The 15,309-nt window shown below is 70.1% G+C and carries 12 protein-coding genes; 7 read left to right on the top strand and 5 right to left on the bottom strand.

The genetic code is table 11. The features are described 5' to 3' along the window. Positions 1 to 27: 27 nt before the first annotated feature. Positions 28 to 732 carry a Crp/Fnr family transcriptional regulator gene (locus tag E4V01_RS04180; RefSeq protein ID WP_135297490.1) on the bottom strand — a complete coding sequence of 235 codons (705 nt, stop codon included), beginning with the start codon at positions 730 to 732 and terminating at the stop codon, positions 28 to 30. A gap of 460 nt (positions 733 to 1,192) precedes the next feature. On the opposite strand from E4V01_RS04180, the gene E4V01_RS25550 reads away from it, so the two are divergent. From E4V01_RS25550 to E4V01_RS04160, 3 genes are all read left to right on the top strand, one after another. Continuing rightward, positions 1,193 to 1,444, top strand: coding sequence for a hypothetical protein (locus E4V01_RS25550; RefSeq protein WP_193763138.1), 252 nt, complete (start codon positions 1,193 to 1,195; stop codon positions 1,442 to 1,444). Positions 1,445 to 1,613: 169 nt separating this feature from the next. Next, positions 1,614 to 4,316 carry a DUF2339 domain-containing protein gene (locus E4V01_RS04170; RefSeq protein WP_135297489.1) on the top strand — a complete coding sequence of 901 codons (2,703 nt, stop codon included), beginning with the start codon at positions 1,614 to 1,616 and terminating at the stop codon, positions 4,314 to 4,316. A gap of 426 nt (positions 4,317 to 4,742) precedes the next feature. Then, on the top strand, positions 4,743 to 5,132 hold the full coding sequence (locus E4V01_RS04160) for a hypothetical protein (protein ID WP_060771433.1): 390 nt from the start codon (positions 4,743 to 4,745) through the stop codon (positions 5,130 to 5,132). Positions 5,133 to 5,169: 37 nt separating this feature from the next. On the opposite strand, the gene E4V01_RS04155 is transcribed toward E4V01_RS04160, so the two are convergent. Next, positions 5,170 to 6,435 (bottom strand): MFS transporter, encoded by a 1,266-nt coding sequence (locus E4V01_RS04155; protein WP_135297488.1) that lies wholly within the window; start codon positions 6,433 to 6,435, stop codon positions 5,170 to 5,172. An 8-nt stretch (positions 6,436 to 6,443) separates the two neighbouring features. Here E4V01_RS04155 and E4V01_RS04150 point away from each other — a divergent pair, with 8 nt between their 5' ends. The 3 genes from E4V01_RS04150 to hyi all read left to right on the top strand — a co-directional run bounded on the left by E4V01_RS04150 (position 6,444) and on the right by hyi (position 9,511). Continuing rightward, on the top strand, positions 6,444 to 7,619 hold the full coding sequence (locus E4V01_RS04150) for an alanine--glyoxylate aminotransferase family protein (RefSeq protein ID WP_135297487.1): 1,176 nt from the start codon (positions 6,444 to 6,446) through the stop codon (positions 7,617 to 7,619). Positions 7,620 to 7,899: 280 nt separating this feature from the next. Further along, positions 7,900 to 8,679 carry a GntR family transcriptional regulator gene (locus tag E4V01_RS04145; RefSeq protein WP_135297486.1) on the top strand — a complete coding sequence of 260 codons (780 nt, stop codon included), beginning with the start codon at positions 7,900 to 7,902 and terminating at the stop codon, positions 8,677 to 8,679. 55 nt (positions 8,680 to 8,734) lie between these two features. Then, a complete protein-coding gene (hyi, locus tag E4V01_RS04140; protein WP_135297485.1) occupies positions 8,735 to 9,511 on the top strand; it encodes a hydroxypyruvate isomerase in 777 nt (258 codons plus the stop codon). A gap of 22 nt (positions 9,512 to 9,533) precedes the next feature. Here the strand turns inward: hyi and E4V01_RS04135 are convergent, their stop codons facing one another. Continuing rightward, on the bottom strand, positions 9,534 to 10,577 hold the full coding sequence (locus E4V01_RS04135; RefSeq protein ID WP_245517413.1) for an AraC family transcriptional regulator: 1,044 nt from the start codon (positions 10,575 to 10,577) through the stop codon (positions 9,534 to 9,536). Positions 10,578 to 10,731: 154 nt separating this feature from the next. Between E4V01_RS04135 and E4V01_RS04130 the strand changes: the two genes are divergently transcribed. Then, positions 10,732 to 11,247: a DUF2380 domain-containing protein gene (locus E4V01_RS04130; protein WP_135297483.1), complete on the top strand. Its 516-nt coding sequence runs from the start codon at positions 10,732 to 10,734 to the stop codon at positions 11,245 to 11,247. An 80-nt stretch (positions 11,248 to 11,327) separates the two neighbouring features. Here E4V01_RS04130 and E4V01_RS04125 read toward each other — a convergent pair whose 3' ends face one another. Further along, on the bottom strand, positions 11,328 to 12,200 hold the full coding sequence (locus E4V01_RS04125) for an SDR family oxidoreductase (RefSeq protein ID WP_135297482.1): 873 nt from the start codon (positions 12,198 to 12,200) through the stop codon (positions 11,328 to 11,330). Positions 12,201 to 12,277: 77 nt separating this feature from the next. Further along, on the bottom strand, positions 12,278 to 15,250 hold the full coding sequence (locus tag E4V01_RS04120) for an FAD-binding and (Fe-S)-binding domain-containing protein (RefSeq protein WP_135297481.1): 2,973 nt from the start codon (positions 15,248 to 15,250) through the stop codon (positions 12,278 to 12,280). Positions 15,251 to 15,309 lie beyond the last annotated feature (59 nt).

Below are 15,309 nucleotides of genomic sequence, written 5' to 3'. Positions count from 1 at the left end.
GTGACGTACCGTGGGAAAGACGATGCTCTAGGCGTCTTCGCGCAGCGCCTCCTGCACCCGCGCCTCCAACAGGTCGGGGCGGCGGATGACGAGGGCGCCGCGGGTGCGGTCGATCAACCCCTCGCCCGCCATCACCGTGAACTCGCGGGTCACCTGCTCCCGGCGGCAGCCGATGCGGGCGGCCAGAACGTGGTGGTAGGGCGGCGGCGTCACCACCCGCTCGCCCGCGGAATCGCTCCCCTGCCCGGCCCGCGGCACGGAGAGGCGCAGCAGTTCGGCGTAGAGACGATGGCGCAGGTCGAGCAGCGCGTGCTCCATCAGCCGCGTGTTCAACTCGCGCACGCGCTTGGCGAGCAGGCGGAACAGCCGGTCGGCGATGACCTCTGAGGCGAACACGATCTGACGGAAGACAGGGGCGGGTACGACACAGACCTCGCCCCGGGTCAGCGCCGTGACGTTGGCCGAGCGGCCGATGCCGTCCAGTGCCGCCAGCTCGCCGAAGAAGGCGCCCACGCGCATCTCGCCCAGGATCACCTCTTTGCCGGATTGCGACCGGTTGAGAATCCGCACTTCCCCCATGGCGAGGAAGTACACGTCGGTGGAGATGTCGTCGTAATCGACGAGCGTCTCGTTCTCGTCGAAGCGCCGCCAATGGCAGCGCGTCTCGAACGGGGAAAGATCGACACCCGGTTCCTTGAAGAACGGGATGCTCGCCAACCGGGCTGTCGCCACGCCTCTTGTACCTTAGTCTACGCGCGTAGACTGAATGGTGAGGCTCCTGCCGGGGCGGGTCAAGTCGCCGGGCGCGGCGGCCGGACGATTGACGTGGACGGCGCGGGCGTCCGGTCGGGAGCGGCTCCGCGTGGGGCAGGCCCGACGCCCCGAGCGCGCCTGCCAGAATGGACGCATCGCGCGGCCGTCATGGCGCCAAAAGACCAGAATGAGAAGCGTTTGGTGTCTCTCACAAAGCTCCCGGGGCGTCGCTGTGCCCAGAACGGAGACGGTCGGTGATCGGGCGTTTCGTACGGCACTCTCAGCTGAAGAACGAATAGGGACTCCCTAGCCGGCTTCCATGAACTTGCCCGTTACGCAACAGATTTTTTTGACTTCAAGTAGCCATTTTCCTCGTGATTTCAGTGGTCATTAACCGTAAAGTTTGGTTGCGGATCTGAAGCAATCGCGGAGTTAACCGATGTTGGAAGGTTACCGTGACTTATTTCTGCAGGACGCTTTCAAGGTAGGACTGATTTCATCTTCGGGGGGACGCAATGATATCGGATGCCTCATTTGGGACGAGACACCCGATGGTGTCGATGTCGAAGTTGGCCCAGATGTCGTCGTGCCTGATTCTGTGCGCTTGTTCATCGGCTGTCTGAAGATCGATTGTCGTTGTGCCGTCGTCGAACGCGAGGGTTGCCGTCTTCATCTCGCCTTCGTCCGCTGAGGCCGCGCCGCTCTGGCGTCCGCTGCGAACGCCTGAACCGCCAAGCATTTGCAAGACCGCGCGATCTGTAGGAGTCGTGACACCACGATTCACGAGCGTGTGAGCACCCGCACCCGTAAGGGCCGGAAACAAGGCTAGCTTCGCCGCTCCCGAAGCGGACGCTCGGCCTATGGACGATGGTTTTTTCCTGAGTGCGGCGCTGATCGTGCTGGCGCTCGCGCTGTCCGGTCCGGCGGGCCTGCTGCTGGCGCTGCGGCAGCGGCAGCATATCCGGGTGCTCGAGCGGCGCCTCGCTCTGGTGGAGGCGCGTCCGGTCGCCGGCTCCGGGCCGATCACGGCTCCGATGACGACCCCGATCCCTGCTCCGGAGCCGGTTCGCCCGGAACCGGCGCCTGCTGCGGTGCCGCCCGTTTCCTCGCCAGCCCTTCCGCCTGCGCCGCCGCGCGGCGCCGTTCCGGCCGTGGCACGGGAGCGGCCGATTTCGGCCCCCGCCCCGTCCATCGAGGAGCGCTTCGGCACCCGCTGGACCGTATGGGTCGGCGGCCTCGCCATCGCCTTCGGCGCGGTGCTGCTCGTGCGCTACTCGGCCGAGCGTGGCCTGTTCGGGCCGGGCGTGCGAATCGCGGGCGCTCTTGCCCTCGCGCTCAGTCTCGTCGGGCTCGGAGAGTTCCTGAGGCGACGCCTGCGCGGAGCGGAGCCTGTGCCTCCGATCTGGCCCGATGTGCCGGCCATGGTCACCGCCGCGGGCACGGTCGGCCTGTTCGGCGCGGTCTACGCCGCGCACGCCCTCTACGGCTTCATCGGGCCGGCCCTGGCCTTCACCGGACTCGCGGCGACGGGCCTCGCTGCCATGGTCGCCGCCCTGCTGCACGGGCCGGCTTTGGCGGGCATCGGCCTCGTCGGGGCGCTCGCCACGCCGATCCTCGTCGGAGGTGGGGGGACGAGCCTGTGGCCGCTCGCCCTCTACCTGCCGGTGGTGGCAGGCAGCGCCTACGCCTTCGCCTGGCTGAAAGGCTGGCGCGCGCTCGCGGTGGCGGGCGGCGTCGGCGCGGCGGCCTGGGCCCTGTTCCTCACCCTCCTGCCCGGTGAGAGTGTCGCCGTGCAGGTCCACCTCGTGCTGCAGCAGGCGCTGGCGATCCTCGTCTTCGCCGTTCTGCCGGGGCGTCACGTACCGGACGCGGAAGCGCGCCTCGACCGTTTCGCCGCGCTCGCCCTCGCGGCGGCAGCGAGCGTGGCGTTGGCGGTGCTCGGCCTGACGGCCCATGCTGGCAGCGGCCTGGGGTGGGCGGCCGCCGCCCTGGCGGCGATCGTGCTGCCCGCGCTTGCGGGCTTCGTCGCCGCCCCCGCCGCCCTAGGTGGTGCCGTCGCGGCCCTGACGCTCGCCGGCGCCCTCGTGCTTTGGCCGGAGGCGGCCGAGCCCTCGAGCGCCGCCTTGTTCTTTCTCTGGTACGGCACGGACCATCCCGGTCTGCTGCTGGCGCTGGCGGTGGCCGGATCGCTCGCGGTCGCAGGTCTCGGCACGCTGCGGCTCCTGGGCGGCAGCCGCCTGCCCTATGCCACCGCGCTGGCCTTCGCGGCGGGGGCGGCGGTGGCGCCCCTCGCGGCGCTCGCCCTGGCCTATCTGCGAATCACGGGCGGCGCGGTGGCGCCGGACTTCGCCGCCGCCGCGGGAGGGCTGGCCGCCGGATTCTGCGGTCTTGCCGTCCTGTGCCGGCGTCAGGGCGACGCGACCCCCTCCCCGGCCCTCACGCTGGGGCTCGGTGCCTTCGCCGCGGCAGCGGTGGCGTGTCTGTGCCTCGGCCTCGTCTTCGCCCTCGCGGGCGGCTCGCTGACGCCGGCCTTGGCCGGGACGGCGCTCGCCACCGGCCTGATCGCCCGGCGCCTCGACATCCCGGCCCTGCGCTGGTGCGTGGCCGGTCTGGCCGTCATCGTCGCCGCGCGGCTCGCCTGGGATCCGGCCCTGATCCGGGGCGGCCTGTCGGACCGGCTCATCGTCAACGGGCTCGTGACCGCCTACGGCCTGCCGGCCCTGTGCTTCGGCCTCGCCGCCTGGGCGATCCGCCGTCCGGATCGCTCGGCGGGCATCCCGGAGCAGGTGGCCCAAGCCTTGAGCCTTCTCCTTTCGGGCCTGTTCGTCTTCCTGGAGATCCGTCACGCGCTCCACGGCGGCACCCTGGCCGATTCGGGGACGAGCGTGCTGGAACAGGGTCTGACGACGCTGACCGCCCTCGGCTTCTCCCTGGTGCTGGTGCGGTTCTCCGGTCCCTCGGCCTCGCCGGTGATCCGCTTTGCTGGCCTCGCCTTCGCCTGCCTCGCCCTGTTTCAGGGCGCACTCGGCCTCGGGCTTGCCGCCAACCCGCTCCTGACCGACGAGCCGGTCACGGGCGGACTCATCCTGAACGACGCCGTGCTCGCCTACGCCCTGCCGGCGGCGGCGGCCTTCGCCCTGGCGCGGGCGGCACGCGGCGTGCGGCCCGCCTGGTTCGTGCGCATGGCCGGCGGTCTGGGGCTGGCCCTGAGCTTCCTCGCCCTGTGCCTCGCCGTGCGCCACGGCTTCCAGGGCGAGCGGCTCGGGCTCGACCGCGAGACGGGACAGGCAGAGTGGTACGCCTACTCGGCGGTGTGGCTCGGCCTGGGCCTCATCGCCCTCGGCTACGGCATCCTGCGCGGGTCGGCGACCGCGCGGCTGGCCTCCGCCGTGCTGGTGGGGCTGGCAACGCTCAAGGTGTTCCTGTTCGACCTCTCGGGCCTGGAGGGGCCGCTGCGGGCGCTCTCCTTCCTCGGGCTCGGCGGCTGCCTGATCGGTATCGGTCTCGTCTACCAGCGCCTCGTCTTCGCGCCCGCCCCCCGGCCGGCCGCGCCGGATGCGTGAGACGGTCCCGTTCCGGCACGTCGCCGGTTCCCGGCATTGACCGTCGGCTAACCGGTCGCGGTCATTCTACGGGGGAGCCACGTTGCGTATCGGCTCGGTCGTGCGAACGACACCCCCCGCCGTCCCGCGTGGACGGCGGGGACGCCCGCACCGGCTCGACGGAGCGGTTGCGACGCCGCCGAACGCCCTCTCCCCGCCGACACCAATGCGGCGCTGAACGGGGTGAGCCGGGCCAACCCGCCGGTGGCGATCCGTCCGTTCGAGGGCGGTCGCGTGCCGCACGCCGACGGTCCCGCCCTCGCTTTCGGCCCCGTCTCGGGGCTTGGCAGGTCCCGTGCCTGATCCGTTAAAAGGGGGACCGTTCCCTTGTCCCTTCCTCTTGGCAGGGCCATGGATTCGGAACCGAGGAGACGGGACAGAGAGCGCATGGCCAAGCCGGCGGACGAAGACGAGCAGGCTATCGACCGCCTGACCCTGTACATGCTCAAGGAGACGTACTGCGCCGCCGCGGGCGCCCTGATGCGGATGAGCCCGCAGGCGGCCGGGACCCTGTTCGAAGCCTTCGAGCGGCAGATCGCCGACGCGCTCCAGCGCATGCACGCCCACCGCTCGGAGGGGCCGGATTCGACCGCGATCGCCCTGGCGGTCGGCGACCGGATCGCCGACATCCTCGATCAGGCCCATCGCCGTCAGTTCGAGCCGGCGACCGCGCCGGGATTCGAGGACCGCAGCCTCGAGGCGGTACGGGAGACGGGCATCTCGAACGAGGCGGTCGAGATGCTGGCGGACCTTCAGCGCCGCTTCCCCCTGCCCTGAACCGTCGCCGCGGGGAGAGCGCGGCGACGGGACGGTTCTACTCCGCCGGTACCACCCGCGGGGTCAGGGGCGCCGGTTCATCCTCGAACGGGCGCTCGGGGTGCATGGTGAAGGCGAGGCCCGCGCCCAGAAGCAGCAGGCCGACCGACCCGGCAAACGGCAGGATCCAGTTGCCGGTGAGATCCACGATCAGGCCGAAGGTGAGCGGCGAGACGATCGCGGCGAAGGCCGAGCCGAAATTCATCAGCCCGCTCGCGGTGCCGGCATATTGCGGGGCGATGTCCATCGGCACCGACCAGATCGGCCCGATCACCAGTTCGAGGAAGAAGAATCCGCCGCTCAAGAGCAGCGCCACCAGGGTCAGCTCCTTGGTGAAGAACACGCCCGCGAGGCAGGCGGCGGCGCCCAGCATGCCGAAGCTGATCACGTTGCGGCGCGCCTTCTGCAGGTCGCCGGTCTTCTTCAGGATGCGGTCGGAGATCACGCCGCCGAGGGTGTCGCCGACCACGCCCGCGAAGAACACGCCCGAGGCGAACAGGGCCGAGTTCTTGATGTCGAGGCCGTAGCCGTCCTTGAAGAAGGAGGGCAGCCAGTTGAGGTAGAGCCAGAGCGACCAGCCGTAGCAGAAATAGGTCAGCGTGACGGGCGCCATGCGCGGGATCAGCCGGCGCCACGGCACCGGCGGTTTGGCGGCGGGCTTCGCCGTCCGGTCATGGATCGCCAGCCGCTCCAGATCCTCGTTCGTGATGGCCTTATGCTCGCGCGGGTCGTCCCGGTAATAGAACGCCCAGACCAGCACCCAGGCGAAGCTGACGATGCCGAGCACGACGAAGGCGCCGCGCCAGCCGACATAGGCCATCATCAGCACGACCAGCGGCGGCGTGATGGCGTTGCCGAAGCGGGCGAACGAGTGGGTGATGCCCTGCGCGAAGCCGCGCTGGTCCTTGGCGACCCAGGACTGCATCGCCCGCGTCGCGGTGGGGAAGGTGGCGCCCTCGCCGAAGCCGAGCGCGAAGCGCGCGAGGAACAGCGAGACCACGCCGCCGACGAAGCCGGTCGCCACCGTCGCCGCCGCCCAGATCAAGCCGCAGAAGAGCAGGGTGCGCCGCGCCCCCCACTTGTCGGCCATCACGCCGCCGACGATCTGGAACACCGCGTAGGGGTAGGCGAAGGCCGAGAAGACAAGGCCGAGTTCGGTGTTGCTGAGGCCGAGTTCGCGCTTGATCTCCGGGGCGGCGGTGCCGACGTTGACCCGGTCGACATAGGTGATGAAGTACATCAGGCAGAGCAGGAACAGCACCATGCCCGGCCATGACGCGCCGCACCGGACGACACTTCCTGCACATTCCGGGTCCGAGCCCGGTGCCGGAGCGCGTGCTGCGCGCCATGGACCGGCAGGTGATCGACCATCGCGGGCCGGACTTCGGCGTGCTCGGCCGCGAGGTGCTGGAGGGCTGCCGCACGATCTTCCGCACCAAGGGACCGGTGGTGATCTATCCGGGCTCCGGCACGGGGGCCTGGGAGGCGGCGATCGTCAACACGCTCTCCTCGGGCGACCGGGTGCTGATGTTCGAGACCGGCCACTTCGCCACGCTATGGCGGCAGATGGCGGCGCGGTGGGGCATCGAGGTCGAGTTCGTGCCCGGCGATTGGCGCCACGGCGTCGATCCGGTCCTGGTGGAGGCGAAGCTCGCCGAGGACCGCAGCCACACCTTCAAGGCGGTGATGGTGGTCCACAACGAGACCTCCACCGGCGTGACGAGCCGCATCCCCGCCATCCGCAAGGCGATCGACGCTGCCGGCCACCCGGCGCTGCTGCTGGTCGACACGATCTCCTCGCTCGGTTCGGTCGATGTCCGCCACGACGAGTGGGGCGTCGACGTCACCGTCAGCGGCTCGCAGAAGGGCCTGATGCTGCCGCCGGGCCTCGGCTTTACCGCGATCTCGGACAAGGCGCGGGCGGCGGGCAAGTCCAACAACCTCCCCCGCTCCTACTGGGACTGGGAGGAGATGCTGAAGCCCAACGCCAACGGCTACTTCCCCTACACGCCGGCCACCAACCTGCTCTACGGCCTGCGCGAGGCGGTCGCGATGTTGATGGAGGAGGGGCTCGACAACGTCTTCGCCCGCCACCAGCGGCTGGCCGCCGCGACCCGCGCCGCGGTCGAGGCCTGGGGGCTCGAGGTTCTGTGCCTGAACCCCGACGAGCACTCGCCGGTGCTCACCGCCGTGATGATGCCGGACGGCAAGGGGGCGGATGCCTTCCGCGCGCTCGTGCTCGACAAGTTCGACATGTCGCTCGGCGCCGGGCTGTCGAAGCTCGCCGACAAGATCTTCCGCATCGGCCATCTCGGCGAGACCAACGACCTGACCCTGATGGGCGCCCTGTCCGGCGTCGAGATGGGCTTGGCGGCGGCCGGCGTGCCGCACCGGCAGGGCGGCGTGCTCGCCGCCATGGCGCGCCTGCGCTCCGGCCTCGACGGCTGATCTTTTCCCGAACGCCCACGCCCCGGGCCAAGCCGCGCGTCAGATGCGGGGCCCGGGGCGCTTGCTCATAAGAACCGGAGGAAGCCCCGATGATCACGATCCCACGCCGCGTGACATGGTCCCTCCCGTTGGGCCGGATGCCGGGCGCTTCACGTCATGCCCGGTCGTTTCATCCTGTAGGTTTGCATTCATTTTTAGCCGAGACAAGAAGTATCATGCCTACATTCTTCCCATCGACGGCGGTTGAGCCCGCTGCTACCAATCGGCCATGACTTCCGCCATGACACGCGCCGAATGCGAATCGGAGGGCGCAGACGGCCCGATCCCCCTCCCCGCCCCGCTCCCGGTCGAACTGCCGGCCAAGCCTCGGGAAAACCTCGTGCATTCCCTCCACGACGAGGTGCTGGCGCGGCTGCGCGAATTCATCGTCGAGGGCAATCTCGCGCCGGGCGCCCGTGTCCCCGAACGGCTCCTGTGCGAGCGCTTCGGCATCTCGCGCACGCCCCTGCGGGAGGCGCTGAAGGTGCTGGCCTCGGAGGGGCTGATCGACCTGCTGCCGAACCGTGGGGCGCGGGTGCGCCGGATCGGCGAGCAGGAAATCGTCGAGCTGTTCGACATGATGGGCGGGTTGGAGGCCCTGGCCGGCCGTCTCGCCTGCGAGCGCATCACGGACGAGGCCTTTGCCGAGATCGAGCGGCTCCACCATGAGATGTACGGCCACTATCTGCGGCGCGACCTGCACGGCTACTTCGCGTGCAATCAGGCGATCCACGACCGGATCGTTCAGGCCGCCGGCAACGGGCCCTTGAGCGCCACCTATGCCGGCTTCGCCGGGCGCCTGCGGCGGGCACGCTACTCGGCCAATCTCGATGCCAACCGCGACCGCTGGGGCGAGGCGATGCGCGAGCACGAGGAAATCCTCGACGCCCTGCGCCGCCGGGCCGGTTCGGAACTCAGCGACATCCTGTTTCGCCACCTGCGCAACAAGCGGAAGGCCGCGGCCGACCGGGAGGCCGCGCAGCCCATCTCCCGCGAGCCGGCCACAGCCGACATCGATTGATGTCGGCAAAATCCATCATTTTTGAATGCATTTTGTGCGACCAGACGGCCCGGATATGCCCCGCTTCGCTGCCAATCTGAGCCTGCTGTTCACCGAACGGCCGCTGCTCGATCGGTTCGCGGCAGCCCGCGCTGCCGGTTTCGCGGCCGTGGAGATGCAGTTTCCCTATGTCGAGCCGAAGGAGGCGCTGGCGCACCGCCTCGCGGAGGCGGGCCTGCCGCTGGTGCTGCACAACCTGCCGCCCGGCGACTGGGCGGCGGGCGAGCGCGGCATCGCCATCCTGCCCGACCGGGTCTGCGAATTTCGCGAGGGCGTCGCGCGCGCGATCGAATATGCCGGGGCACTCGGATGCCGGCAGATCAACTGTCTTGCCGGCATCGTACCGGCCGGCATCGAGCGGGCGTGCCTTCTCGCGACGCTGACCGAAAACCTCGCCTACGCCGCCGACGCGCTGGGACGAGCGGGCCTGCGCCTGCTGATCGAGCCGATCAACGACCGCGACATGCCAGGCTTCTTCCTGAACCGTCTCGCCGACGCCGCTCGCGTGATCGAGGCGGTCGGCGCCGCAAACCTCTTCATCCAGGCCGACCTCTACCACATGGCGATGATGGGCGAGGATCTGGCCACCGAACTCGCAGCCCACCGCGCCCGCATCGCTCACGTCCAGATCGCCGACGCCCCCGGCCGCCACGAGCCCGGCACCGGCCGCATCGATGTCTCCGCCGCGTTCGCGACCCTCGACCGCCTCGGCTACGACGGCTTCATCGGCTGCGAATACCTGCCCGCTTCCGGCACGGAAGCCGGCCTCGGCTGGATGTCCGCGTACCGCTGAAAATTCCGGGATCCCAAAGGGATCATTCCTTTGGCGGGGTGCCGGGGCAGCGCCCCGGCTTGTCTCCAGGGCTCTGCCCTGGACCCGCGAAAGGACCTGTCCTTTCGACACCTGGACTTGTGAGGTGCAGGCGGCGCCAAGCCCGTGGGGTCAGGCCGGTCCAGCCGAGAAAGGCACGGGTGAAGTGGGCCGCATCGGCGTAGCCGAGATCGAGCGCGATCCGGCCGATGGGGCTTGTGGGCTGCGCCAGCAACGCCTCGGCACGCACCCGCAGAACATGCTGGAGGATGTGTGCGAAGCCCGTGCCCTCCGCCTCCAGCCGCCGCTGCAAGCCGCGCCGCGACAGGCCGAGCCGGCGTGCGACCCAGTCGATCGAGGGACGGCCCTCGCACAGTGCGAGATCGACCAGCCCGGCGACGCAGGCCGGCAGGCCGTCCGGCAGCGGTTGCGGCGGCGTGTCGAGGAGCGGGCCGGGCGCTGGATTCGGCGTGGCCAGCAGCGCGGCGCCGAAGTGAAGGCCGGCACGCGGCCCGAGATCCAGATCGCAACCGAAGACGCGCTCGATCTCGGCCCGGTCGGGCAGGGTCGCGCCGGTCAAGATCGCGCGCCGCGGGCGCCAGCGTGGCCCGAGAAAGTGCCTCACCGTGCCCAGCAGGTAGCCGAGCGCCAGCATCTCGTTGGCTTGCCGCCCCACCTCGATCCGCTCGGCGACGGCGTACCCGTAGACGGCGTCCCCGCCCTCCTGGCGCAGGCCGGTCCAGGTCGCGGTCTGGAGAAGCTCCGGCGTGATCGCCTCGACCCGCGCCAGCGCCGCGCCGAGGGTCGCGCATGCACGGACGTGCCGGCCGATGGCGCCGAGGCCGCCGATTCCCGTGGCGATGGAGAGCCGGGCGGGCAAGGCAGGGTCGCCGCTCTCGCGCACGGCCTCTTCCACGAGGCGGAGCTGATCGCGCAGCAGGATGAGGCGGTCGGGCGCGTCCATCAGGGCGAGCGGCATCTCGGCCCGCCGGAACACCCGCGCGATCGAACCGCCCGCGGTCTCCACCGCCCCCACGATCGGGCCCATTGTGCACGCCCGCGTCAGTCCCGCCCTGTCCATGGGCCCTCCTCCCGGTGCGCAGGCTCGACCGGGCGGCACCGAATGGCAAGAGGCCGGGCCCCGAGCGCCGTAGCGTCCCCCTGAGCCGCCTCATGCGGCGTTGGTGGAACGGGGTGTGATCATGAGCGGAACCTATGGCGCCCGATGGGGCGCGCAGCTTGCTGCGGCCGGTCTCATCCTGGCGGCAGCGCCGTCCGCCCCGTGCGCCGAGCCGAGACCGACGACCTTGGCGATCCTGCCGCTGAAGCTCCTCGACACGTCCGGCGAGCCGATCGACCAGGGGCCGGAGCACGCCCGCCGCCTCGCGGTCATGGCCCAGGATCTCGCGGCCGATCTCGGCAGCGACGGCAGCTACCGCACCCTGCGGCTCGCCTCGGAGACGCTCCGCACCCGTTGCCCGGGCGAGCACCCCGAATGCCTTCTCGCCGCTGCCCGGGAAGCGGATGCGAGCCTCGTCTTCGTCGGCGTGGTCCACAAGAGCAGCACGTTGATCCTGCAGATCTTCGCGCGGGTGGTCGATACGCACACCGGCCACGCGGTGCTGACCCGCGACCTCAATTTTCGCGGCGACACCGACGAAGCGTGGCACCGGGCCGAAGCCTTCCTCGCCGGGCAGATCCGGGAGGCCAGACCCTGATCGGTTTCGGCTCCGCCGCCGCCGGCGCATCGTCCTGGATCTCGGATCGAGGACGATGCGCCGGGGTGGCGGAGGGGATGTCAGAAGATCGGCATGCCGCCGGCGACGGTGATCAGGGCGCCGGAGGTGTAGCTGCTCTCTTCGGCTGCCAGCATCACATAGGCCGAGGCGAGCTCCGCCGGCTGGCCGGGGCGGTTGAACGGCACTTGGCTGCCGAAGGTCTTCACCGCATCCTCGCTCATCCCGGCGGGGATGAACGGCGTCCAGATCGGGCCGGGCAGCACGCCGTTCACGCGGATGCCCTTTTCGGCGAGCAACTGCGCGAGGCCGAGCACCATGTTGCTGAGCGCGCCCTTGGTGGCGCTGTAGGCGAACAGGGTCGGCACCGGGTGCTTGGAATTGACCGAGGAGGTGAAGATCACCGAGGCGCCGGGCTTGAGATGCGCCAGCGCGGCCTTGGTGGCGTAGAACGGGCCGAAGATGTTGGTCTGGAAGTGTTTTTCGAACACGTCGTCGTCGATGTCCGCGACGCCCTGGTTCGGCTGCTGGAAGGCGGCGTTGTTCACCAGGATATCGAGCCGGCCGAATTCCTTGACCGTGCGCTCGACGATCTCGCGGGCATAGGCCGCGTCCTTGATGTCCCCGGGAAGCAGCAGGGCGCGCCGGCCCGCCTTCTCGATCCATTGGCCGACGCTCTCCGCATCCGCCTGCTCGTCGGGCAGGTAGGAGATCGCCACGTCGGCGCCCTCGCGGGCATAGGCGATGGCGACCGCCTTGCCGATGCCGCTGTCGCCGCCCGTCACCAGGGCCACCTTGCCGGCGAGCCGGCCGGAGCCCTTGTAGCTCTCCTCGCCGTGGTCGGGCTCGGGCGCCATCTTGCCCGTCTTACCGGGGAAACTCTGCGACGGCGTCTCGAAGGGCGGGCGCGGGTACTTGGTCAGCGGATCGGACATCACGGCTCCTGTTCGGGGATTGCCGCGACAACCGGATGGGACGGCCTGCGTTCCGAAGCGGCGACCCTGAGCCGCGGTCAGCCCGCCGGCATAAGGGCCGTATCGAGCACGCGGGCCACGTGGATCGCGTCGCGGCCGAGACCATCGTGGATCTGGTGGCGGCAGCTCGTGCCGTCGGCGACCACGAGGTCGTCGGCGGACGCTTTCCGGAGCGCCGGGAACAGCGACAGCTCGGCCATGGCGAAGGAGACGTCGATCGTATCCTTGCCGTAGCCGAAGGCGCCGGCCATGCCGCAGCAGCTCGATTCGATGACCCGCACATCGAGCCCCGGCACCGCCCGCAGCACCGTCTCCACCGACCCCATCACTCCGAACGACTTCTGGTGGCAATGGCCGTGCAGGTGGGCGACCCGGCCGCCCTGGTCGGCGAGCGGGAGGCTGATGCGGCCGGCGGCGAGATCGGCGGCGAGCAGTTCCTCGAACAGCAGGGCGCTCTGGGCCAACGCGCTCGCCTCCTCCCGCGGCAGCAGGGACAAAAACTCGTCGCGGAAGGTGAGGAGGCAGGACGGCTCCAGGCCGACCACGCGGGCGCCGGCCCGCACGAAGGGCAGGAGCGTGTCGAGCGTGCGCCGAGCCTCCTCGCGCGCCCTGTCGGTCTGGCCGGAGGCGAGATAGGTGCGGCCGCAGCAGAGCGGGCGGCGCCCCTTATGGGCGACGACGCGGTGCAGGCGGTAGCCCGCCGCGCGCAGCACCCGCTCGGCGGCTTCCAGGTTCTCGCGCTCGAAGGCGCGGTTGAAGGTGTCGCCGAACAGGACGAGGTCGCGGTGGTCGCCCGCCACGTCTTGCGGATGGGCCACCTCGCCGGTCTCCCGCCAGGGCCGGCGCCATTCCGGCAGCGAGCGGCGGGCGGAGAAGCCGGTCCATGCCTCACCGAACCGGGCGAGCGCCGGGTAGCGGTTGCGCAGGTTGAGCAGCGGCGCGAGGGCTGCGGCGACGCCGGCGTAGCGCGGCATCTCGGCGACCAGCCGCTCCTTCAGCGGCAGGCCGTGCCGGGCGTGGTAATGGTGCAGGAACTCGATCTTCATCTTGGCCATGTCGACGCCGGTCGGGCATTCCCGGCGGCACGCCTTGCACGACACGCACAGATCCATCGTGCGCTTCATTTCAGGCGACAGGAACGCGTCCGGCCCGAGCTGGCCCGAGATCGCGAGGCGCAGCGAGTTGGCGCGTCCGCGGGTCAGGTGCTGCTCGTCGCGGGTGGCGCGGTAGGAGGGGCACATCGCGCCGCCGGCAAGCTTCCGGCAGGTGCCGTTGTTGTTGCACATCTCGACCGCCGGGCCGAACCCGCCCCAATCCGACCAGTCCAGCGCCGTCTTCTGCGGGGCGCTCACCGCGTAGCCGGGGCCGAAGCGCATCAGCGTGCGGTCGTCCATCTTCAGCGGACGGACGATCTTGTTGGGGTTCAGGCGGTTGTCGGGATCAAAGCCGTCCTTCACCGTCTCGAAGGCGCGGGTGAGTTTTTGGCCGAACAGCGGCTCCACGAATTCGGAGCGCGAGATGCCGTCGCCGTGCTCGCCCGAATAGGAGCCCTTGTGACGGCGCACCAGCTCTGCCGTCTCCTCGGCGATGGCGCGCATCTTTTTGACATCGCCGCCCTGCTTCATGTCGAGGATCGGGCGTACATGCAGGCAGCCGACGGAGGCGTGGGCGTACCACGTGCCGCGGGTGCCGTGCCGCGAGAACACCTCGGTGACCGCATCGGTGTAGTCGGCCAGATGCTCCAGGGGGATGGCGCAATCCTCGATGAAGGAGACGGGCTTGGCGTCCCCCTTCATCGACATCATGATGTTGAGGCAGGCCTCGCGCACCTCCCAGACCGCCTTCTGGCGGTTCGGCTCCACGACCTCGACGACCGCGTCGGGAAAGCCGTGATCGGCCATGCACTGGTCGAGGCGCTTGAGGTCTCGCTTCAGCGCGGCAAGGTCGTCGCCGGCGAACTCGGTCAGCAGCAGGCAGTTCGGCTGGCCTCGCGTGATGTCGGCCAGGGTCGTGCGGAACAGCGGGATGTCGGCGCCGAGCACGAGCACGTTGTTGTCGACGAGTTCGACCGCCACGGGGTCGAGGCCGACGATCGCCTTCGTCGTCTCCATGGCCGCGCGGAACGAGGGGAAGTGACACACGCCCATGGCCCGGTGGGTCGGTAGACGGGAGAGCTTGAGCGTCACCGCGGTGGTGGCGGCGAGCGTTCCTTCCGAGCCGACGAGGAGGTGGGCGAGGTTCGGGCGCGGTTCGATCAGCGAATCGAGATTGTAGCCGCCGACCCGCCGCTGCACCTTCGGGTACATCGTCTCGATTTCGTCGCGGTGGGCATCCGCCAAAGCGAGCATGCGTCGGGCGAGGTCTTCCGCCCGCGCGCCGCCGGTCACGGCGCTCGCCGCGTTGCCGGTGAGCCCGAAGCCGAAGGCGGCGCCGTCGTGGAACAGGGCCTCCAGAGCGAGCACGTTGTCGCTCATCTTGCCGTAGCGGAGCGAGCGGGCGCCGCAGGAATTGTTGCCGGCCATCCCGCCGATGGTGCAGCGGGTCGCGGTCGAGGGCTCGACGGGGAAGAACCAGCCGTCGGCTTTCAGCCGCGCGTTGAGGCGCTCCAGCACGTGGCCGGGTTCGACGGTGACCGTCCCCCCTTCCGCGTCGTAGGCGAGCACACCGTTGAAGTGGCGCGAGCAATCGACCACGAGGCCGGAGCCGATCGGCTGGCCGTTCTGCGAGGTGCCGCCGCCGCGCAGGATCACGGGGACGTCGTAGTCGGCCGCGACCTTCAGCGTCGCGGCGATGTCGGCGGCGCTCTTGGGGAAGACCACGCCCGCCGGCATGATCTGGTAGATCGAGGCATCGGTGGCGTAGCGTCCGCGGGTGAAGGCGTCGAAGCGGGCCTCGCCCTGCAGGGTCTCCGCGAGCTTGCGCGGCAGCCCCGCATCGTTGCGAGCCTTCGCCCGCGCGCTGGAGGCCGTTGCCCCGAAAGCCGCTTCGCCCGGTGTCGCGCTCGCGCCCAAGTGGAACCTCCCTCCCCGCGCCGCAGCCTGTACGGGCGCATGGCTTTTTGAATGCATAA

It is taken from the genome of Methylorubrum sp. Q1 (assembly GCF_004683995.1).
Classification (GTDB): domain Bacteria; phylum Pseudomonadota; class Alphaproteobacteria; order Rhizobiales; family Beijerinckiaceae; genus Methylobacterium.
This window is presented reverse-complemented; position numbering and strand designations above follow the sequence as displayed.

Bases quoted from the DNA above. Each gene is read 5' to 3' on its own strand.
- E4V01_RS25550 (WP_193763138.1), top strand. From the start codon at position 1,193: ATGTTGGAAGGTTACCGTGACTTATTTCTGCAGGACGCTTTCAAGGTA.
- E4V01_RS04150 (WP_135297487.1), top strand. From the start codon at position 6,444: ATGACGCGCCGCACCGGACGACACTTCCTGCACATTCCGGGTCCGAGC.
- E4V01_RS04160 (WP_060771433.1), top strand. From the start codon at position 4,743: ATGGCCAAGCCGGCGGACGAAGACGAGCAGGCTATCGACCGCCTGACC.
- hyi (WP_135297485.1), top strand. From the start codon at position 8,735: ATGCCCCGCTTCGCTGCCAATCTGAGCCTGCTGTTCACCGAACGGCCG.
- E4V01_RS04155 (WP_135297488.1), bottom strand. From the start codon at position 6,435: ATGGTGCTGTTCCTGCTCTGCCTGATGTACTTCATCACCTATGTCGAC.
- E4V01_RS04125 (WP_135297482.1), bottom strand. From the start codon at position 12,200: ATGTCCGATCCGCTGACCAAGTACCCGCGCCCGCCCTTCGAGACGCCG.
- E4V01_RS04135 (WP_245517413.1), bottom strand. From the start codon at position 10,577: ATGGGCCCGATCGTGGGGGCGGTGGAGACCGCGGGCGGTTCGATCGCG.
- E4V01_RS04130 (WP_135297483.1), top strand. From the start codon at position 10,732: ATGAGCGGAACCTATGGCGCCCGATGGGGCGCGCAGCTTGCTGCGGCC.
- E4V01_RS04145 (WP_135297486.1), top strand. From the start codon at position 7,900: ATGACACGCGCCGAATGCGAATCGGAGGGCGCAGACGGCCCGATCCCC.
- E4V01_RS04170 (WP_135297489.1), top strand. From the start codon at position 1,614: ATGGACGATGGTTTTTTCCTGAGTGCGGCGCTGATCGTGCTGGCGCTC.